General features: G+C 65.0%; 18 protein-coding genes. 8 read left to right on the plus strand and 10 right to left on the minus strand.

Annotated elements, in window-relative coordinates; translation table 11 throughout:
* Positions 1-40: 40 nt before the first annotated feature.
* Complete coding sequence (locus EPN59_RS02355) at positions 41-1,462, minus strand: DUF1254 domain-containing protein (protein WP_293036248.1); 1,422 nt, start codon at positions 1,460-1,462, stop codon at positions 41-43.
* A 602-nt stretch (positions 1,463-2,064) separates the two neighbouring features.
* On the opposite strand from EPN59_RS02355, the gene EPN59_RS02360 reads away from it, so the two are divergent.
* Entirely contained in the window at positions 2,065-4,542 is a 2,478-nt protein-coding gene (locus tag EPN59_RS02360; RefSeq protein WP_293036244.1) for a heavy metal translocating P-type ATPase, read from the plus strand.
* Positions 4,543-4,990: 448 nt separating this feature from the next.
* On the opposite strand, the gene EPN59_RS02365 is transcribed toward EPN59_RS02360, so the two are convergent.
* Entirely contained in the window at positions 4,991-7,549 is a 2,559-nt protein-coding gene (locus EPN59_RS02365; RefSeq protein WP_293036241.1) for a transglycosylase domain-containing protein, read from the minus strand.
* A gap of 35 nt (positions 7,550-7,584) precedes the next feature.
* Positions 7,585-7,719, minus strand: coding sequence for a hypothetical protein (locus EPN59_RS02370; RefSeq protein WP_293036238.1), 135 nt, complete (start codon positions 7,717-7,719; stop codon positions 7,585-7,587).
* Between the two features lie 119 nt (positions 7,720-7,838).
* Here EPN59_RS02370 and EPN59_RS02375 point away from each other — a divergent pair, with 119 nt between their 5' ends.
* Entirely contained in the window at positions 7,839-8,984 is a 1,146-nt protein-coding gene (locus tag EPN59_RS02375; RefSeq protein ID WP_293036255.1) for a porin, read from the plus strand.
* A gap of 115 nt (positions 8,985-9,099) precedes the next feature.
* Here EPN59_RS02375 and EPN59_RS02380 read toward each other — a convergent pair whose 3' ends face one another.
* Positions 9,100-9,714: a flavin reductase family protein gene (locus EPN59_RS02380; RefSeq protein ID WP_293036236.1), complete on the minus strand. Its 615-nt coding sequence runs from the start codon at positions 9,712-9,714 to the stop codon at positions 9,100-9,102.
* A 329-nt stretch (positions 9,715-10,043) separates the two neighbouring features.
* Here EPN59_RS02380 and EPN59_RS02385 point away from each other — a divergent pair, with 329 nt between their 5' ends.
* The 3 genes from EPN59_RS02385 to EPN59_RS02395 are packed head-to-tail and all read left to right on the plus strand — an operon-like array spanning position 10,044 to position 12,774.
* Positions 10,044-11,840, plus strand: coding sequence for a ribonucleoside triphosphate reductase (locus EPN59_RS02385; RefSeq protein WP_293036233.1), 1,797 nt, complete (start codon positions 10,044-10,046; stop codon positions 11,838-11,840).
* Positions 11,841-11,843: 3 nt separating this feature from the next.
* The gene (gene nrdD / locus EPN59_RS02390; RefSeq protein WP_293036230.1) at positions 11,844-12,038 is read left to right on the plus strand and encodes an anaerobic ribonucleoside-triphosphate reductase; all 195 of its coding nucleotides are present in this window, start codon (positions 11,844-11,846) and stop codon (positions 12,036-12,038) included.
* A gap of 52 nt (positions 12,039-12,090) precedes the next feature.
* Positions 12,091-12,774, plus strand: coding sequence for an anaerobic ribonucleoside-triphosphate reductase activating protein (locus tag EPN59_RS02395; protein ID WP_293036252.1), 684 nt, complete (start codon positions 12,091-12,093; stop codon positions 12,772-12,774).
* Positions 12,775-12,917: 143 nt separating this feature from the next.
* Here EPN59_RS02395 and metE read toward each other — a convergent pair whose 3' ends face one another.
* Positions 12,918-15,227, minus strand: coding sequence for a 5-methyltetrahydropteroyltriglutamate--homocysteine S-methyltransferase (gene metE, locus EPN59_RS02400; protein WP_293045460.1), 2,310 nt, complete (start codon positions 15,225-15,227; stop codon positions 12,918-12,920).
* A gap of 139 nt (positions 15,228-15,366) precedes the next feature.
* Between metE and EPN59_RS02405 the strand changes: the two genes are divergently transcribed.
* Complete coding sequence (locus EPN59_RS02405) at positions 15,367-16,275, plus strand: LysR family transcriptional regulator (protein ID WP_293041610.1); 909 nt, start codon at positions 15,367-15,369, stop codon at positions 16,273-16,275.
* 422 nt (positions 16,276-16,697) lie between these two features.
* On the opposite strand, the gene EPN59_RS02410 is transcribed toward EPN59_RS02405, so the two are convergent.
* Both EPN59_RS02410 and EPN59_RS02415 read right to left on the minus strand, forming a co-directional pair.
* Positions 16,698-16,853, minus strand: coding sequence for a hypothetical protein (locus tag EPN59_RS02410; protein ID WP_293045463.1), 156 nt, complete (start codon positions 16,851-16,853; stop codon positions 16,698-16,700).
* A gap of 194 nt (positions 16,854-17,047) precedes the next feature.
* Entirely contained in the window at positions 17,048-17,176 is a 129-nt protein-coding gene (locus EPN59_RS02415) for a hypothetical protein (protein ID WP_293045466.1), read from the minus strand.
* Here EPN59_RS02415 and EPN59_RS02420 point away from each other — a divergent pair.
* A complete protein-coding gene (locus EPN59_RS02420) occupies positions 17,175-18,260 on the plus strand; it encodes an AGE family epimerase/isomerase (RefSeq protein ID WP_293045469.1) in 1,086 nt (361 codons plus the stop codon). The two genes, EPN59_RS02415 and EPN59_RS02420, sit on opposite strands and share 2 nt — an antisense overlap.
* Here EPN59_RS02420 and EPN59_RS02425 read toward each other — a convergent pair.
* Positions 18,243-18,449, minus strand: a complete 207-nt coding sequence (locus EPN59_RS02425) for a hypothetical protein (protein WP_293033235.1) — start codon at positions 18,447-18,449, stop codon at positions 18,243-18,245. The genes EPN59_RS02420 and EPN59_RS02425 overlap by 18 nt on opposite strands.
* A 106-nt stretch (positions 18,450-18,555) precedes the next feature.
* On the opposite strand from EPN59_RS02425, the gene EPN59_RS02430 reads away from it, so the two are divergent.
* On the plus strand, positions 18,556-18,999 hold the full coding sequence (locus EPN59_RS02430) for a PaaI family thioesterase (RefSeq protein WP_293033237.1): 444 nt from the start codon (positions 18,556-18,558) through the stop codon (positions 18,997-18,999).
* Positions 19,000-19,096: 97 nt separating this feature from the next.
* On the opposite strand, the gene EPN59_RS02435 is transcribed toward EPN59_RS02430, so the two are convergent.
* Together EPN59_RS02435 and EPN59_RS02440 are read right to left on the minus strand one after the other, a co-directional pair.
* Complete coding sequence (locus tag EPN59_RS02435; protein WP_293033239.1) at positions 19,097-19,945, minus strand: ureidoglycolate lyase; 849 nt, start codon at positions 19,943-19,945, stop codon at positions 19,097-19,099.
* Between the two features lie 60 nt (positions 19,946-20,005).
* Positions 20,006-20,749, minus strand: a complete 744-nt coding sequence (locus EPN59_RS02440; RefSeq protein WP_293033241.1) for an SDR family oxidoreductase — start codon at positions 20,747-20,749, stop codon at positions 20,006-20,008.
* Positions 20,750-20,754: the final 5 nt, after the last annotated feature.

Here is a 20,754-nt window from a genome sequence, read left to right on the forward strand (position 1 = left end):
CGGCGGACTGCCCCGCCCGATGCAGCCTCGGTTGCGTACGTCAGCGACGCTCGACTGCGGGCGGCTGCCAGCTGCCGTCGACAGCGGTGTGCTTCGGCGCGTACAGGCGCATCACGAGCCGGAAGTCGCCGCGCGGTGCGTTCACCCAGTTCGCGACGCCGCGCGGGCGCTCCGCACAAACGTGCACGTCGAGCGAGCCGTCGCGGTTGCGCCGTGCGCCGGTGCGGTCGCCGAATGCCACGCGCACGGGCGCGTGCCCGTCGAGTGCGCCGTCGGCCGTGTACGCCGTGATCGACCAGAAGCCGCGCACGGGCGGCAATTGCTTCGCCGTGAAATGGATCACGTAGCGGTTCGCGCCGTTGAGCCGATGGCCGTCGCTGTCGAGCGACACGCGTGCGCGGACCTCATCGGAGGTCTTCGGCAAACCCGGCTGCATATACGCCGCGTAGGCGCGCAGCGCGTAATCCGGGCCGTAGTCGCCCGCTTCGTCGCCGACCCACAGCCAGCCGTTGCCCGCCAGCAGATTCGACGGCGGCGTCGCGACGCGCGTGCGGCCGTCCGCGTAACCGGCCGCCGTCGCGTCTTGCGCGTCGCCCGGAAACTGCACGGCATCGCCGGGACGCACGCCGATATCGGCCAGAATCTTGAGCGCGTGCGGATCGTCGGGCGCGCTCGGGTTATCGCTCAGCGACTGCGAAAGACGATCGAAAAAGGCGTTGGCGTCGAGCGACGCAACGCGCGAGGCGGGCGTGCCCGGCGCGACCGGATCGCCGCTCTGGCTCGCACCCGTGAACGCCGGTTCGGCGCCGTGCCCGCCATGCTCGTCCCAGGTCGAAAGCGGCGCGACGCGGATCGCGTGCTGCAGCTTGCGCGCCGAAGCCAGATCGCCGCCGCCGCGCGTCTCGACGCGCGCGAGGAACCAGACGTAGCGCGTGGCGACTTCGATGCGCTGCGCGCGCGCGGGCAGCGTGCCCTTCCAGCCGGCCGGCACGAACGCAATCGTTTGCGCTTTCAGGCCACCGCCATGCTCGCCGACCTGCGTCCCCGTGGACCACAGGACGTTCGTCCACATATCGAGCGCACGCGCGTCCATATAGCGGCCGCGTGAATCGGGCAGGCTCACGAGCACCGGCCCGCTGTCGAGATCGAGCCAGCCGGTCGAGCCGAGCGTATCGAGATTGGGTTCGGGCGGATTCGAGGCGCCCACCGGGGGCAGCGACTGCGCGTGGCGCAACGTGTTCGGCGCGGCCTGCCCTGGCGCGTTGCCCGTTGCCGCTTCGCGCGACACGTCCATCAGGACGAGCGGAAAGCCGAAAACGTAGGAGTCGGACACTTCGTCCCTCACCCACCCGGTGTCCTTCGGCGCGACGCCCGGCGCTGTCGCGCATCCGGCCAAGATGGCGAGGCCCGCAAGCGCAAAGCAGGTGCGTGAAAATGAATACGCTTGACGTCTTTTTGTCATTTGTAAGTCTTGTGTGCGATGCGTACGATCCGGCAGGCGGCGTCAACGTATCCCCGACGATGTGCCCGCCGTCCCCCTGGGACGTGCATTTTTGCGCTACATCGTGGCAGTGACGCCGGGTGGTATCGTATCGCTCGCGCCACGGCATGAAAAGCATTCTGTATGCATTTACGCGTGCAAGTGCGCGCAACGCGCTACGAATCGTGACGGGCCAGCGCCCTCAGGAGACCGACTGCATGTACGTACCCGCCCATTTCGAAGAAAACCGCTGTGACGTGCTCGACGCGTTGAGCCAGGCGATGCTCGACGTGGCGGCCAGCCGCAAATAACCGGGTGAAACAGGCAGGCGCGCGGCGGCGCTGGCCCGCGCCGCGCGCGATATGATCGGGAGATTAATTCAAGCGCAGCGATAAAATTCGCGAATTCGACGCATAAGCCACGTTTCATCGATATTTTTTATTTCACATACTGGATTCTGCATAACGAAACGTGAACAGGCGTAATTCGAGGGGTGCGTCGAAAAACCAGTCTTGACCTTCCCATCACTGGAACGTACAAACTGCGTGACGTCGAAGTCAACCATTGCGTCAGAGCCAGCCATCATGAACGAACCACTCGTTGAAGAGCGCCCCGACACACGCGTCGCCGAATTCGAAATTCACGGCATGACGTGCGCGTCGTGCGCCACCCGCGTCGAAAAAGCGCTCGCCAAAGTGCCGGGCGTCGCGCGCGCCTCCGTCAATCTCGCCACCGAAAAAGCCACCATCGAAACGCAAGACGGCGTCGCGCCGGAAGCGCTCGTGAGCGCCGTCGAAAAGGCCGGTTACGAGGCCGTGCCGGTCGCCACCGAAACCGCCGCCTTCGCCATCGGCGGCATGACCTGCGCGTCGTGCGCTAACCGCGTCGAGCGCGCGCTCGCGCGCATGCCCGGCGTCGCGGGCGCCACCGTCAACCTCGCGACCGAACAGGCCACCGTCAACCTGCGCGCGCCGCTCACGGGCGATCTGAGCGATCAGCTCGTCGCCGCCGTGAAAAAGGCAGGCTACGAAGCGACGCCGCTCGCAACCGAAGATTCCGCCGCAGCCAGCCAGGAAGCCGACGCGCGCAACGCCGCCGCCCGTGCCGCCACGCGCCGCGAATGGCGCGCCGTGCTGATCTCGGCCGTGCTCACCGCGCCGCTCGTGGTGCCGATGTTCACCCGCGGGTTCGGCATCGACTGGATGCTGCCTGCCAGCGTGCAGATCGTGCTCGCGTCGATCGTGCAGTTCGGCTTCGGCGCGCGCTTCTACCGCGCCGCCTGGCGGGCCCTGCGCGCGGGCGCGGGCAACATGGATCTGCTCGTTGCGCTCGGCACGTCGGCGGCGTGGGGCGTGAGCATCTACGCGATGCTCGCGCATCCCGGCGACGACGCGCATCTCTACTTCGAGGCGTCGGCGGTCGTCATCACGCTCGTGCGCTTCGGCAAGTGGCTCGAAGCGCGCGCGAAGCGCCGGACCACCGACGCCATCCGCGCACTCAACGCGCTGCGCCCCGACCGCGCGCGCATCCGCGAAGGCGGCGGCGAGCGCGAAGTGCCGCTCAACGCCGTGCGCGTGAGCATGGTGGTCGTCGTGCGTCCGGGCGAGCGGTTGCCGGTGGATGGCGTCGTGCTGGAAGGCCGCACCCACATCGACGAATCGCTGATTACCGGCGAAAGCCTGCCCGTGGCCAAACAGCCCGGCGACCCCGTCACGGCAGGCTCGATCAACGGTGAAGGCGCGCTGGCCGTGCGCACCACGGCCATCGGCGCGGAAACGACGCTCGCGCGCATCATCCGGCTCGTCGAGAGCGCGCAGGCGGAGAAGGCGCCGATCCAGCGGCTCGTCGACCGCGTGAGCGCCGTGTTCGTGCCCGCGATCCTCATCATCGCGGCGATTACGCTCGTGGGCTGGCTCATCGCGGGCGCGCATGCGGAAACCGCGATTCTCAACGCCGTCGCGGTGCTCGTGATCGCGTGCCCCTGCGCGCTCGGACTCGCGACGCCTGCCGCGATCATGGCGGGCACCGGCGTCGCCGCGCGCCACGGCGTGCTGATCAAGGACGCGGAAGCGCTGGAAACCGCGCACAACGTGAGCGTGGTCGCCTTCGACAAGACCGGCACGCTCACGCTCGGCCAGCCGTCGCTCACGGCGTTCGAGACCGCCGATGGCGTCATTCGCGCCGAGGCGCTCGCACACGCAGCCGCCGTACAGCAGCAAAGCGAGCACCCGCTCGCCAAGGCTGTGGTGAAGGCGTTCCAGGCGCAGGCACAAGGCGCGGCCCTGCCTGCTGCTCCACATGCGCGCGCCGTGCCGGGCCGCGGCGTGGAAGCGGAAGTCGACGGGCGGCGCTACGCGCTCGGCAGCGGCCGCTGGCTGGACGAACTCGGGCTTGCGGTGCCGTCCGGACTCAAGGCGCGCGCGCAGGAACTCGAAGCGGCGGGCAACACCGTCTCCTGGCTGATCGGTGCGGGCGCAACGGGTGAGCCGGACGCGGTGCTCGCCCTGCTCGCCTTCGGCGACACGGTCAAGCCGAGCGCGCAGGAAGCGATTGCGCGCCTGAAGACGATGGGCATCCGCAGCGTGCTCGTGACGGGCGACAACGCGGGCAGCGCGGCGGCAGTCGCGGCGCAGCTTGGCATCGACGACGTCCACGCGCAGGTGCTGCCCGACGACAAGGCCCGCACGATCCGCGACCTGAAGATCCGCACGGGCGGCATCGTCGCGATGGCGGGCGACGGCATCAATGACGCACCGGCGCTCGCCGCCGCCGATATCGGCATCGCGATGGCCACGGGCACCGACGTCGCCATGCACGCGGCGGGCATCACGCTGATGCGCGGCGACCCGGCACTCGTTGCGGCCGCAATCGACATTGCGCGGCGCACGTGGCGCAAGATCCAGCAGAACCTGTTCTGGGCGTTCGTGTACAACCTGATCGGCATTCCGCTCGCGGCCTTCGGCCTGCTCAATCCGATGATCGCGGGTGCGGCGATGGCGTTTTCCAGCGTGAGCGTCGTCACCAATGCGCTCTTGCTGAGAACCTGGCGCGACAAGCGCTGAAACCGCGCGGGACGGTAACGGACGGCGGCGGGCGCATTTCGTGCCCGCCGCCGTAAATCCTTTGCGGATCAGCGTGTTGTGCAGGATGCGGACAGCTTGTCCACAGGGCTTTCCACGAAAAATGTGGACAACCCGCTGCGCTTCTCAACAGATGCCTTCAGGCGCGGCATTGCCCGCAAAAGCGGTGCGCTTTCGGCTGCGCCGTGCTCGCGGCGCTGTGTTTTCGCGACATTCCTTGTGCATCAGACACTTAGGTCCGATGTCCCAAACTTGCCCACAACCCTTTCCACGATTTCTGTGGAAAAGTACCGCGTAGCCTGACGCGCGGTGCCTGTCGCGCTGCCTCGACGCGTCATCCTTTTCGCATCAGGCACTTAGGCGCGCTATCCCAAGCTTGCCCACAAGCCTTTCCACGAAAACTGGGGATAATTCCGGCGCGCGCCGCTCCTCACTGCCCCGGCTGCTGCTGCACGGGCGGCGTGTACTGCGCACCGCCGCCCGGAGCGGGCTCGGTGTCATCAGGCGTCGGAGTCGGCGCGAGCGCGGGCGCCTGCGACGGGAACGGCGACGCCGCAGGCGGCGCGCTCGCCGGTCCGATGATCGGCGGCACGCCCGGTTCGTACGGCTGCGGCGCAGCGGACGGCGCCGAAGCACCCACGGCCCCCGAAGGCGGCGCTTCCGGCGCTGGCGTCGAGGCCGGCGCTGGCGTCGGCGCGGTCTCCGGCGCAGAGGCCGATTCAGTACGCGGCCCGTGAACCGGCGCGCGTTTGACCGGCGCTGCGGCCTTCTGCTTCGGCGCAAACAGCACGTCGATCCAGGCGCTGAGCTTCGTGCGGAACGTATCGAATGCGCTCGGCGCCACTTCGGTATCGAAGCGTGCGTGCGAATCGACGATGCGCGCGCGCAACGCGCGCTGGAAGAAATCGCCGACGATCGGCAGCGCACTGCGCGCGCCCTGCCCCCAGTAGTCGTCCAGCGTCACGCGGCCATCGTCGAATCCCACCCACGCGCCTGCCACGAGCTGCGGGTTCATGAGGATGAACCAGCCGTCCGTGTTGCTCTGCGTCGTGCCGGTCTTGCCCGCGACATCCGCGTGGATGCCAAAGCGCGAGCGAATGCTCGATCCCGTGCCGCGATTCACCACATCGCGCATCACGTCGATCAGCGTGCGGTCAGCGTCAACGGAAAGCGCGCGCTCCGGCGACGCGCTCGGAAATTCGGCGAGCACTTCGCCATGCTTGTCCTCGATGCTCGTGACCATGCGCGGCTCGATGTACTCGCCGTCGTTGGCAATCGTGCTGTACGCCGACACCATTTCCTTGAGCGTCACCGGGCTCGTGCCGAGCGCGAGCGACGGCACCGGGTCGAGCCGGCTGTCGCGCACGCCCATGGCCCGCGCAAGGCGCGCCACCTTGTCCGGGCCGACCTCCTGCATGACCTGCGCCGTGATGCGGTTGCGCGAGAAGGCAATGCCGTCGCGCAGCGTCATCGGCTTGTTGCTCGGCGGCACGTCGTCGTCCGGACGCCAGATCTCGCCGCCCGCAAGCGTAATTTCGACCGGCTGGTCGATGAAGGTATCGGTCGGCTTCGCGCCGCCCGCAAAGGCCGCGCCGTACACGAACGGCTTGAACGTGGAGCCCGGCTGACGCCGCGCCTGCTGGACGTGATCGTAGGGCTCGCCCGTGAAATCGCGGCTGCCGACCCACGCCTTGATCTGGCCGTTGCGCGGATCGATCGCGAGGAATCCCGCCTGCAGTTCCGTCTTGTTCTTGCACAGCGCGTGCATGAACGCGCGATCGGCTGCAAGGTGCTTTACGGCATCCGCGTCGCTTTCGCCCGCATCGCGCGCCGTCTTGTAGTCCGGCGTCTCGCGCATGAACGTCCTGAACAGTTCGTTGCCCGGCGTGCAGCCGTTGCGTCCGCTCCACGCGCCGTTGGCGATGCCCTGCAACTGGTTCGCGTGCTGCGCGAGCGCCGCCGTCGCCATCGCCTGAAGACGCGCGTCGATCGTCGTGTGCACAACGAGTCCGTCCGAGTACACGTTGTAGTCGTTGCGGTCGGCCCACGCGATCAGCCATTTGCGCAACTGCTGCGCGAAGTGCGGCGCCGGGCCGGGCGGCTCGGTCTGACGCTCGAAGTCGAGGCGCAGCGGCTTTCTGGAAAGCGTCGCGTATTGCGCGGGCGTGAGCTTGCCGTACTTCACCATCTGCCCGAGCACCGTGTTGCGCCGCGCGAGCGCGCGCTCGGGGTTCAGCACCGGGTTGTAATAGGCGTTGCCCTTGAGCATGCCTGTGAGCGTCGCGCTTTGCAGAATGTCGAGTTGATCCGCCGACACGCCGAAATACGTGCGCGCCGCCATCTCGATGCCGTAGGCGTTGTAGAGAAACGGCACCGTATTCAGGTACGTTTCGAGAATCTGCGGCTTGCTGTAGACGGCCTCGATCTTGAGCGCCGTGATGGCTTCCTTGATCTTGCGCGTGAGCGTCGGCGCGCGGCCGATCTCGTCAGGATAGAGATTGCGCGCGAGTTGCTGCGTGATCGTCGAGCCGCCCTGGCGCGCGCCCGAGAACGTGTGCAGCGCGGCGCCCGCCGTGCGCCTGAAGTCGATGCCGTGGTGTTCGTAGAAGCGGTGATCCTCGGTCGAGATCAGCGCATCGACCATGTGCGGCGAAATCTCGCCGAGCGACACCCATTCGCGATTCGACGGCTTGAATTCGGCGAGCAGCTTGCCGTCGGCGGAGAGAATCTGCGCAGGCTCGTCGACGCGCGCCTTGCGGATATCGCCGATGCCCGGCGTAAACGGGATCAGCACGAGCACGTAGAGCACGACAAGCGCGGGCACCGCGGCCATCGCGTACAGCACGCCGCGCCGCGTGGGATGCCGCAGATGATGCAGCGCGCGGGCGACGAAGGGCTGCAGCCGGGCGCTCGTGGAAACCACAGCGGGCCTCACGCGGGCAGACCATTTCGCGAGTTGATCGCGGACAAACGATACGAAGCGCTTCACGCGGGCAAGGGATCGGCTGGAAAGCGTGCATCGTATCAAAAATCTGCACGCACTCCGGCGACAGGCCCCGCGCAGCCGGCGTTCGACGCCGAACCACAACTCGCGCCACCGGAATATTTCACTTCGATGAAACGTTTCTTCCAGATTTTGGAATAATCCTGTTCAATCACAGGCAGTTTTCTGACGGCGCTTAATTCTTACACTCCTGACGCTGTTTCAACCAAAAACGGAAACCATCAGGAGTCTATCCGTGAAAAACAAGATTTCGGCCGCCGCGACGGCCGTCGCCGTGGGTACTGTCTTCGCCACTCTCGCACCCGCTGTCCATGCGCAAAGCTCGGTCACGCTGTATGGCCTTGTCGACGCCGGCATCGCCTACACGAACAACGTGAACGGCAGCGGCCGTGTCGCCATGCAGAGCGGCAACATCAGCGGCAGCCGCTTCGGCCTGCGCGGCAGCGAAGACCTCGGCAGCGGTCTGAAAGCCATCTTCGTGCTCGAGAACGGTTTTAACGTCGGCAACGGCGCGTTGGGCCAGAGCACCTCGAACGCGACCCGCATGTTCGGCCGTCAAGCGTTCGTCGGCCTGACGAGCGAGACATTCGGCTCGGTCACGGTGGGCCGTCAATATGACAGCATCGTCGAGTTCGTCTCGCCGCTCTCGGCCACGTCAGGCACGTTCGGCGACTCGGGCTTCGCCCACCCGTACGACAACGACAACCTCCAGCACACCGTCCGCTTCAACAACTCGGTCAAGTACACGAGCCTGGACTACAACGGCTTCAAGTTCAGCGGCATGTATGCGTTCAGCAACAGCACCGGCTTCGCCGTGAGCCGTGCCTACAGCGCGGCCGCAAGCTACAACTACGGCCCGCTGGGTGTCGCGGCCGGCTACCTCCAGACCAACGGCTCGGGCCTGAAGTCCGGCAGCAACTTCGCGAACACCGGCGGCGCAGTCGACCAGGGCGAACTCAAGCCCACCGCCAACGGCAACAATCCCCTCACGTCCGACGTGCAACGCACGGTCGCCGCGGGCGTGCACTATGCGTTCGGTCCGGCTGCCGTGGGCTTCGTCTATTCGCACAGCCAGTACCAGGGCACGAATGCATTCGGCCTGAACAGCGGCTCGGCACGCTTCGACAACTACGAAATCAACGGCGTGTACACCGCGACGCAGGCTCTGAAGCTCGGCGTCTCGTATGCATACACCGACGCGCATCTGAGCGGCCTGACCACGTTCGGCGCCGATCCGAAGTGGAACCAGGTGAACGCGATTGCACGTTATTCGCTGACGAAGCGCACCGAACTGTACGGCGAAGCCATGTACCAGCACGCGACGGGCAACAAGAACGTCGCGGTCATGTACAACGCTGGCGGCTTCTCGTCGACGGCCAACCAGGTAATGTGCGCCGCAGGCATCTTGACGCGCTTCTAAGCCGCTTATAAGCCGCTTATAGGCTCGTCCTCTGGCCCGCCTTGCCTGGTGGGCCAGATACGCCAAATGCACCGACAACGCGAAGCCTGACCGTGACAGCCCGTCACGGTCAGGCTTATTCCGTTGGCCGGATCATCTGGAACATCTCGCCGATTTCCGCGTAATCGGCACGATACCCCGCGCGCATGACGGGCTGCGCAGCGTGCGTATCGAACACGCCATCCCTGAGGTACTCCTCACGAATATGCACGCCAACCACCTGGCCGAGCGCGAGCCAGTTGTCCATCGGCGTGCCGTCTATCGTATTCAACCGCACGACCCGGATCAGCTTGCATTCGAGTGCAGCCGGCGATTCGGCGACGTGCGGCACGCTCACGTTGCGCCCCGGCGCGGGCGTGAGGCCTGCGAGCGCGAATTCGTCGATATCGGCGGGCACCGGAGCCGAGGTGCGGTTCATCTGTGCGGCGAGCGTCTTCGACGCGAGATTCCAGACGAATTCTCCCGTCGCCTCGATGTTGTTGATGCTGTCTTTGCGGCCTTCGCTGCAGAATCCGATCACCGGCGGAAACGTTGCGAACGCACCAAAGAAGCTGTACGGCGCGAGGTTCGGACAGCCTTGCGCCGACCGGCTGGAAATCCAGCCGATCAAACGCGGCGCGACAATCGCCTTGAATGGATCGTGCGCAAGACCGTGGCCCTCGATGGGGTCGTAAAAGTAGGTATTCGACATATTGCGCGAGGCAGGGTTGAAGCACGCGTTACGTCTGCGTGCGGCGGGAATCGGCTAGCACTATGACATGCGCCGCGCCGGAATGCAGTCGTGGATGCTCAGCGGCGACGATGCCCATTGGATCGTCGCGACGCACCCTCTCCCAGACCACGCCACACACACCGACCGGGTTCCGTCAAGGCGGCAAGCGGGGCGCTCCGTGCCCGAAGACGACCCGGATCAAGGGAAGCCATGCGCAAACAAAATAACGGCTAAGCCCCATTGACCGACACTATAGGTGGTGTATACGATGCCGACATCAACAATATGTCGTAGCCACCGGAGAATCCATGGTGTCAAGCCCTCTACCCGCTTCCAGCCGCGTGGACACGCCCGCGAGCGCCCAGAACGCCGCGCCCGATCGTAACGTTCGCAATCCGCAAATCGAAGTCCAGTCCTCGATCGACGAGTATCTCGAGCAACAGGACTGGCGCGTCAACGCCAATGCAAACCAGGGTTATTCGCTCGGCGGCCTGATTCTGAATGTGTCGGGGAAGGTCGTCGCCAATTACTGGCTCAGCCATATCTATCCGCAGGCCGTCGGGCAGGCGCACCGCGATGCCGATCTGCATATTCACGATCTGGATATGCTGGCCGGCTACTGCGCGGGATGGTCGCTGCGCACGCTCCTGACCGAAGGCTTCAACGGCGTGCCGGGCAAGGTGGAAGCCGCGCCGCCGAAGCACATGTCCAGCGCGGTCGGCCAGATCGTCAATTTTCTCGGCACGCTGCAAAACGAATGGGCGGGCGCGCAGGCGTTCAGTTCGTTCGATACGTACATGGCGCCGTTTGTCCGCAACGACAACCTGTCCTATGGCGAAGTCCGCCAGCACATCCAGGAACTGATCTTCAACCTGAACGTGCCTTCGCGCTGGGGGACACAAACGCCGTTCACGAACCTCACGTTCGACTGGGTGTGTCCGGAAGATCTGCGTGAGCAGGTCCCGCTGATCGGCGGAAAGGAAGTGTCGTTCACCTACGGCGAGTTGCAGGCCGAGATGGACATGATCAACCGCGCGTACATCGAAGTCATGATGACGGGCGATGCGAAGGGTCGCGCATTTACCTTCCCGATCCCCACCTACAACATCACGCCCGACTTCGACTGGCACAGCCCGAACGCGAACCTTCTGTTCGAAATGACCGCCCGCTACGGGCTGCCTTATTTCCAGAACTTCATCAATTCGGAACTCAAGCCCAACATGATCCGCTCGATGTGCTGCCGGTTGCAGCTCGATCTGCGGGAGCTGCTCAAACGCGGCAACGGGCTGTTCGGTTCCGCCGAGCAGACGGGTTCGCTCGGCGTGGTCACCATCAATTGCGCGCGTCTGGGTTACCTGTACGCAGGCGACGAAGCCGCCTTGTTCCAGCGTCTGGACGAACTGCTCGAACTTGGCAAGGTCAGCCTGGAAATCAAGCGCAAGGTCATTCAGCAACATCTGGACAACGGGCTGTTCCCCTACACGCGGCGCTACCTCGGCACGCTGCGCAACCACTTTTCGACGCTGGGCATCAACGGCGTCAACGAAATGGTGCGCAACTTCACGTCCAATGCGCACGATCTCACGAGCGATTGGGGACATGCATTCGCCGTGCGTCTGCTCGATCACGTGCGTGCGCGCATGCTCGCGTTTCAGGAGGAAACCGGGCATATGTACAACCTGGAAGCCACGCCCGCTGAAGGGACGACCTACCGGTTCGCCAAGGAAGACCGCAAGCGTTTCCCGGAAATCCTGCAGGCCGGCACGCCGGACATGCCGTACTACACCAACTCGTCGCAACTGCCGGTCGGCTTCACCGACGATCCGTTCGAAGCCCTGGAGCGTCAGGACGAACTGCAGCGCAAGTACACGGGCGGGACGGTATTGCACCTGTACATGACCGAGCCGCTCTCGACCGCCGACGCATGCCGCACGCTCGTCCAGCGCACGCTCAACCGTTTCTCGCTGCCGTACATCACGGTTACGCCGACGTTCTCGATTTGTCCGAAGCACGGCTACCTGGGCGGCAGCCACAAGTTTTGCCCACGATGCGATGAAGAACTCATTCAACGCAAACTTTCTCAACTCGAACCCGCTGGAGTCTGAACCATGACCGCACTCGCTCAATCCGCAGAAGCTCGTCACGCCGCTATCACGCTGTCCGACGAAGAACGTCAACCTTGCGAAATCTGGACCCGGGTCATGGGATATCACCGTCCCGTCTCGTCGTTCAACACGGGCAAGAAGGGCGAATTCCACGAGCGCAAGTTCTTCAGCGAACACGAGGCATCGGTTGCAGCCTGAGCTCGCATCGCCAGAGGTCGAACCCGGTTCGAAGCAACTCCGCCCGCTCCGCGTGGGCGGGGTTGTGCCGTTCACCGCGACCGACTACCCGGGCCAGCTTGCCGCAGTCGTATTCGTGCAGGGCTGCCCCTGGCGCTGCGGCTATTGCCATAACCCGCATTTGCAGCCGCGAACCCGCCAGAGCGCGGTTCAGTGGGACAGCGTCATGGACCTGCTCAAGCGCCGGGTGGGTTTGATCGACGGCGTCGTATTCAGCGGCGGCGAACCGGCAACCGATCCTTCGCTTGGCCGCGCCATCCGCGCAGTCAGGCAACTCGGGTTCAAGGTCGGCATGCATACCGCGGGGACGCATCCGCAGCGGATCAAGGAGGTCTTGCCGTTGCTGGACTGGGTCGGCATCGATATCAAGGCGACGTTCGACAACTACCCGCGCATCACGAAGAAACCGGGCAGCGGTAATCGCGCACGCGAGAGCCTGGAGGCCGTGCTGGCGAGCGGCGTGGACTACGAATGCCGCACGACGTTGCATCCCGAACTGTTGCCCGAAGACGAAATACTGCGCCTTGCGCAGACGTTGTCGGCGATGAACGTGAAGCAGTACGCGCTCCAGATCTTCCGCACCAACGGATGCAATGACGACGGCTTGAACGCCGCGTCGTTGGCGGGCTACCCTGGCAGCGATGTCGTGGCGCAGGTCGAAGCGCTGTTTCCCGCCTTTACGCTTCGCCGCGGATAAAACCGCGCTGATGTTGTTTATCCGGGCCGCGATGTCGTCGCGGCCCGTTTGCGTTGCCCAAAAGCAAATGCCCCGAGACCGGCTCGGGACATCGACAACTCATACACCGCATCCGTCGCGCGTGCGACGGATGCTAGCCGCGCTTATTGCGCCACGGCACGCAGCGCCTCGGCACGCAACGTCTTCGCAGCGGCGACCATATTGGTGAGCGCCGGAATCACCTCGGCCCACTGACGCGTCTTCAGGCCGCAATCCGGGTTCACCCACAGACGCTGCGCCGGAATGCGCTCGGCGGCCTTCTGCATCAGTTGCACGATATGCGCCTCGCTCGGGATGTTCGGCGAGTGAATGTCGTACACGCCCGGCCCGATTTCATTCGGATAGCGGAAATGGTCGAATGCGTCGAGCAATTCCATATCGGAGCGCGAGGTCTCGATCGTGATGACGTCCGCATCCATGTCGGCGATCGAGGCGATGATGTCGTTGAACTCCGAATAGCACATGTGCGTGTGAATCTGCGTTTCGTCCTGCACGCCGTTCGCGGCGATGCGGAACGATTCGACAGCCCAGCGCAGATACTCGGCCCACTGCGAGCGGCGCAGCGGCAGCCCTTCGCGCAGCGCGGCCTCGTCGATCTGAACCACGCGCACGCCGGCCTTTTCGAGGTCGAGCACTTCCTCGCGGATCGCAAGCGCAAGCTGGTAGCACGACACCGAACGCGGCTGGTCGTCGCGCACGAAGGACCAGTTCAGGATCGTCACCGGGCCGGTCAGCATGCCCTTCATCGGCCGGTTCGTGAGCGACTGCGCGTAGGTGATCCACTCGACCGTCATCGCCTTCGGACGGCTGATGTCGCCGAACAGAATGGGCGGCTTCACGCAGCGCGAACCGTACGACTGCACCCAGCCGAACTGGCTGAACGCGTAGCCATCGAGTTGTTCGCCGAAGTATTCGACCATGTCGTTGCGCTCGGCTTCACCGTGCACGAGCACGTCGAGGCCCAGCTTTTCCTGCTCGCGCACGCTGCGCTCGATTTCGGCGCGCATCGCGACCTGGTAGCCCGCGTGGTCGAGCGCGCCGCTCTTGAACTGGCTGCGCGCCTGGCGGATTTCCGCCGTCTGCGGGAACGAGCCGATCGTCGTGGTCGGGTACGCGGGCAGCTTGAGGATCGCGGCTTGCTTCGCTGCGCGCTCGGCGTAGCCGTTCTGACGATGGCCGAGTTTGGCGTCGATGCGCGCAATCGCGGCCTTCACCGCCGGGTTGTTCACACGCGGCGAGTTGCGGCGCGCAGCAATAGCCGCTGCGTTCGCGGCCAGTTCCGCAGCGATCGTGCCGCGGCCTTCATTGAGCGCGGCGGCCAGCAGCTTCACTTCGTCGAGCTTTTGCAGCGCGAACGCGAGCCACGAGCGGATTTCCGGATCGAGTTTCTCTTCGCTCGCGAGATCGACCGGCACGTGCAGCAGCGAGCACGACGGCGCAATCCAGAGCCGCTCGCCGAGCTGCTTCGCGAGCGGCTCGAGCCATTCGAGCGTCGCATTCAGGTCCGTTTTCCAGATGTTGCGGCCATTGATCGCGCCAACCGACAGCACGCTCTTCTCGGGCAGCTTGCGTGCGGCGAACGCGACTTCTTCGCGTGCATTGATTCCGTCGATATGCAGACCGTCGACCGGCAACGCGCACGCGAGGTCGAGATTCTCCTTGAGCGGGCCGAAATACGTCGTGAGCAGCAGCTTGACGCTGCGCTCCTCGAAGCCTTCATACGCGGTCACAAATGCCGCGCGCCACGCCGGATCGAGTTCGGTCACGAGAATCGGCTCGTCGATCTGCACCCACTCGACGTCCATGACACGGCAATAGTCGAGCAGCGCGCGGTACACCGGCATGATGCGCGGCAGCAGCGCGAGCTTGTCCGAATCGTCCTTGGCCTTGCCGAGCCACAGGTAGGTCAGCGGCCCGATGATGACGGGCTTCGCTTTCACGCCTTGCGCACGCGCTTCGCGCAATTGTTCGAGCAGATGGGACGTATCGAGGTTGAACTGCGTATCGGCCGTGAATTCGGGGACGATGTAGTGGTAGTTCGTGTCGAACCACTTCGTCATTTCGCCCGCCGCGACGCCGCCGCAGCAGGCGGCGTGCTCTTCGGCGCCCTGGGCCGAACGTCCGCGCGCCACGCGGAAGTAATTGTCGAGCTTGTCGCCGTGAAAGCCCTGCACGCGCTCCGGCAGGTTGCCGAGCGTGAAGCTCATGTCCAGCACCTGGTCGTAGAACGAGAAGTCGCCCACGGGCACGAGATCGAGCGACGCCTGGCTCGCCCAGTTGCGCGCGCGCAGATCGGCGCCGAGCGCCTTCAGGTCGTCGCGCGAGGATTCGGCCTTCCAGTAGCGTTCGAGGCCGAACTTGAGTTCGCGTTTTGCGCCGATGCGCGGAAAGCCGAGATTATGTGTAGTGACCATGTGCGCTGCCATCCGTAGGAAAAGTACTGAAAACAAAGCGGAGTGGTTGCGATGATAGAGGTATCAGCTAATGAAATAAAATGGCATTATTTCATTTATCCATTAGTTTTATTCATTCTAAAATTCATTATCGATTGCCATGCTCGAACGCATTCATCTCGTCATCGTCCGCGAAGTCGCACGCCAGGGATCGCTTACGGCGGCGGCCAACACGCTCTTTCTCACGCAATCCGCGCTGAGCCATACGGTCAAGAAGATCGAGCAGCAGCTCGGCACGCCCATCTGGGATCGCGAAGGCCGCAGCCTGCGCCCCACGCAGGCGGGCCAGTATCTGCTGTCGCTGGCTGAACGGCTCCTGCCGCAGTTCGAACTCGCCGAGGAACGCATGAAGCAATATGCCGCCGGCGAACGCGGCACGCTGCGCATCGGCATGGAATGCCATCCGTGCTATCAGTGGCTGCTCAAGGTGGTGTCGCCCTATCTCGCGCGCTGGCCCGATGTCGATGTCGATGTGAAGCAGCGCTTCCAGTTCGGCGGCATTGGCGCGCTGTTCGGCTATGACGTCGACGTGCTCGTGACGCCCGATCCGCTCAATCGTCCCGGCCTGCGTTTCGAGCCCGTGTTCGATTACGAGCAGGTGCTGGTCGTGGCGGAAGGCCATCGGCTTGCCGGCGTGCGCTATGTGAAGCCCGAGCAGCTTGTCGACGAGACGCTCATCACGTATCCGGTCGAAACGGACCGGCTCGATATCTATAACCAGTTTCTGCGCCCGGCAGGCATCGCGCCGCGCCGTCACAAGACCATCGAAACGACCGACATCATGATGCAGATGGTGGCCAGCCATCGCGGCGTGGCCGCCCTGCCGCGATGGCTCGCCGAGGAGTACGCCGACCGCATGCCGCTCGCCATCGTGAAACTCGGCAAGGACGGCATCGCCAAGCAGATCTTTCTCGGCACGCGTGAGGCAGATGGCGCGGTCGATTACCTGAGATCGTTCGTCCAGTTCGCGCGGGAGTCGAACTGGCAGGCGTCCCGCATGCGGCGCTGATGCCTCGCCGTGCGCCGCACTTTTCCACAGCGCACTTTTCCACAGCTGACTTTTCCACAGTTTTCGTGGACAGGGATGTGGACAACCTGGGCACATCCCGGCCAGATCGCTGATGCACAACGCTTTTTTAGGGCACTGACAGATTTGTGCAGCGCCGCACTTTTGCCGTGCGTCTTGCGCGGCTTTTGGTCGCTTACGGTCGCTTACGGTCGCTTACGGTCGCTTGTGGTCGCTTGTGGTTACTTGTATTGCGCAGTTTTCACGCGAGCGACGTGCGTCGTCACGGCGACAGCGGCGCGAGCGCACCCATGCAAACAGGGCCGGCTCTCTGTCGAGAGCCAGCCCTGTTTGGCGGACGAACGCGGTGCGGGGTAACCGGCGGCGAACGCCGCCTCGAACTGACCTGCGCGCGCTTTTGCGCGTTAGCCGCGCGGTACGCCGAACGGCAGGTAGTGCGAGCGGCGGATGCGCTCTGCTTCGCGTGACCGTGCTTCGTACGAATAATCCGAATCCATCGGCAGATACGGCGAGGCGAAGAGATCGCTCACCTTTTCAAACAGTGCAAGGATAAAGCTCATGGCGACTCCCGGTTAGTTGGACGATCAGGGTTTTCCCTAAGACAGCGCCATTATAGGGTTTTCCCTGACAGACTACTAGTGCGGCGCAGCAAAAAAACTGCGGCGGCCTGCCACAGGGCGAAAATTTCCATGGTGCGTCGCATCAATGCAACGCACCATCGTCTTTCAACCGGGGTCGAAATGTGTTTATCGGCTCACAGGGCGTGCACGGTGGCCGTGCGCCGCCGCTCGCCGCGTGCGGTGTGCTTGCGGCGCGTGGCGCAGCGTACAATCGCGAGCGTCGCCTTCAAGCCGTGCACCCGCGTGCCAAACGCCCCACTCATGAACGCATTCCCAGGCGCAGCAGGGCTGCGCGATCACTTCGAACGCATCGTCTTGCCGCAGTGGCGCGGCCCGGGCTTCAACGCCGCGCTGCACCTGCCCTACGAAGCGCTGGACGCGGCGGGCGTCGCGCCGCTGCCGGCCGTGCGCTACCGCGCGATGGCATGCGCCCGCCAGTTGTTCGTGTTCACGCAGGCGGGCGACGCCGCACATGCGCACACGCTCTTCGAAACGCTGCAGCACTATTTCCACGACCGCGCGCGCGGCGGCTGGTTCTACAGCGTCGATCCGCACGGCGCGCCGCTCGACACCACCAAGGATCTCTACACGCACGCCTTCGTCGTGTTCGCATGCTCGGTCTACGGTCAGCGCTTCGGCGTGGACGCCGCGCTCGCAATTGCCCGGTCGACCTCCGCGCTGATCGTCGACCGCTTCGACGCCGGGAACGGTCTCTTCAATGCGTCGCTCGACGCTCCGTTTGCCGCTGTCACCGGCACGCCGCTGCAAAATCCGCTGATGCATCTCACCGAAGCCTGGCTCGCCGCCCGCGAAGCCACCGGCGACGCCGCTTTCGATACGGCGCTCACGCGGCTCGTCGAGGCCGTCGCGCGGACCTTCCTGCATGAACCGACGGGCTGTATCGCCGAGCTGCCGATCGGCGCAGCGGACAACCGGCTCGAACCCGGGCATCAATTCGAATGGTTCTGGCTCGCATCGCGCGTATCGGAGCGCCTCGGCGCGTCGGGGCTCGCCGAGGCGCTCACGCGCGCGTTCCGCTTCGCCGTCACGCACGGCGTGGACAGCACGAGCGGCGCCGTGGCGGCAGCGCTCGACGAACAAGGCCGGGTTATCGACGCGACGCAGCGCATCTGGGCGCAAACCGAGTATCTGCGCGCCATCGCGACGCACGGCGATGCCGATGTGAACGCCACGCTGCCCGCGCAGATCGGCCGCTTCGCAGAACGCTTCCTCACGCCGCAAGGTTGGGTGGAATGCCGGAGCGCGTCCGGCGACGTTGTGCGCGCCGACATGCCGTCGACGACGCCTTATCACCTGCTATCGGCTTATCTAGCGTTGCCGGTCTGAACCGCTGACGCGGCACGCGCCGTACGGCGTCCGTGCGCGCGGCGTGACGCTCATCGCGAAGCCCGCGAGCGCGACTAGCACCACGAGGAAATACGTGCCCGCCGTGCGCAGGAACGTCATGCGCGCGCGAATCGCAGCGCGCCAGGCCGTCGCGAAAACGGTGTACTCGACCTTCCGGCGATTTTTCATCGGCAGCGCATAAACGCGCCGTTCGATTCACCTTGCGCCGCAGCGAAGCACTTCCTAGAGTGGTTAGGAAACCATGCGGGCGTGGGCCCCGCCGAGGAATCCGACGATGACTGATCTTGTGGATCGTGCGCGCGGTGCGTTGCACGCACAGCCGTTCAGCGTGCTGCTCGGCACCGAACTGACGCACATCGGGGCAGACGACCTGACGCTGCGACTGCCGGTACGCGACGAGCTGAGGCAGCAGCATGGCTTCGTTCATGGCGGCGTGATCAGCTACCTCGCCGACAATGCACTGACGTTCGCGGGCGCGCTCGCACTCGGGCCGCGCGTCGTGACCGGCGAATACAAGATCAACTATTTGCGCCCGGCGCTGAACGGCACGTTGCTGGCCCGCGCGAAAGTGGTCTACGCGGGACGCCAGCAGGCCACCTGCCAGTGCAGCGTGTTCGTGATCGAGAACGGAGACGAGCGCCTCGTCGCGCTCGCGCAGGGGACGGTGAACCGGCTGTCGGAGCCGGCCATGCGCGGCGAACCGGAGCCGGGGGACTGAGCCGCGCAAACGCCGTACGGGAACCGTGGAAACCGCTGGTTTCGCGGGGCGCGCGGCCCCGCGAGTGACGACGAATCGCGGCGTTTGCGATGCGCGCTTATTCGGCGGCGCGCGTGCGCTGGGTCTGCTCGCCGAGCCCCTCGATGCCGAGACACACGGTCTGCCCAGGCTTCAGGAACACCGGCGACGGCTTGATGCCCATGCCGACGCCCGGCGGCGTGCCGGTCGAGATCACGTCGCCCGGCTGCAGGCTCATGCACTGCGACAGGTACGACACGAGCTTCGCAACCGGGAAGATCATCGTGCGCGTGTTGCCGTTCTGATAGCGGTGGCCGTCCACTTCGAGCCACAAGCCGAGGTTCTGCGGGTCGGGCACTTCGTCGCGCGTGACGAGCCACGGGCCGGTCGGGCCGAAGGTATCGAAGCCCTTGCCCTTGTCCCACTGCCCGGCGCGCTCGATCTGCCATTCACGCTCTGAAACGTCGTTGACGATGCAGTAGCCCGCCACGTAATCGAGCGCGTGCGCCTCGTCCACGTACTTCGCGTGCCTGCCGATCACCACGCCCAGTTCGACCTCCCAGTCGGTCTTCTTCGAGCCGCGCGGAATTTCGATGTCGTCGTTCGGGCCGACGATCGCGCTCGTCCACTTGTTGAACACCACCGGCTCGGGCGGCACGGGCATGCCTGCTTCGGCGGCGTGATCCGCATAGTTCAGGCCGATGCACACCATCTTGCCGACATGGCCCACGCACGCGCCGATACGCGGATTGCCCCCGACGATGGGCAGCGTCTCGGGATCGATCGAGCGCAATTGCGCGAGGCCCGCGTCGGAAAGCACGTCGCCCGCAATATCGGACACCGCGCCCACGAGCGAGCGAAGGCGGCCTTCGGCGTCGAGCATGCCGGGTTTCTCATGGCCTTTCGGCCCGTAGCGAAGCAGTTTCATTGCGTGTCTTCTCCGGTTCTCTTCCGTGCTGTCCAGGCGATACGAGGCGCTGCGCCCTGCTCAGTTCGCCCAGCCGCCGTCTATCACATGGGCCTGGCCGGTCGTGAACGACGACTCGTCCGAGGCGAGATAAAGTGCGAGCGCGGCAATCTCCTCCGGCGTGCCGATGCGCCCCATCGGCTGGCGCGCGACAAAAGCCGCGCGCGTTGCGTCGGCGCTCGTGCCCTGTTCGGAAGCCTGCGCCGCGATGCGCTCTTCGAGCGAGGGCGACGCCACGGTGCCCGGACAAATCGCGTTGCAGCGGATGCCGCGCGTGACGAAGTCGGCGGCGACCGACTTCGTCAACCCTATCACAGCCGCCTTCGACGCACCGTACACGCAGCGGTTGGGCACGCCCTTCACGCTCGACGCCGCCGACGACATATTGATGATCGAGCCGCGCCCCGCTTCGAGCATCGCGGGCAGGAACGCGCGGATCATCCGGTACATGGCCTTCGCGTTCAGGTCAAATGCAAAGTCCCAGTCCTCTTCGCTCGCTTCGAGGATCGAGCCTGCGTGCACGAAGCCCGCGCAGTTGAACAGCACGTCAATGGCGCCGAGTTCGCGCGCGAGCGCAGCGATGGCCTGCGGGTCGCGCACGTCGAGACGCCGCGCTTCGACCGGCAGCGACACGAGCGCATCGAGCCGGATATCGGTGGCAATCACGCGCGCGCCTTCGCGTGCGAACAGTTCAGCGGTTGCAAAGCCGATGCCCTGCCCCGCCGCCGTGATCAAAGCCGTCTTGCCCGCCAGTCTTGGTGCCATCTTCT

Source organism: Paraburkholderia sp., assembly GCF_004298475.1.
In the GTDB taxonomy this organism is placed as follows: domain Bacteria; phylum Pseudomonadota; class Gammaproteobacteria; order Burkholderiales; family Burkholderiaceae; genus Paraburkholderia; species Paraburkholderia denitrificans.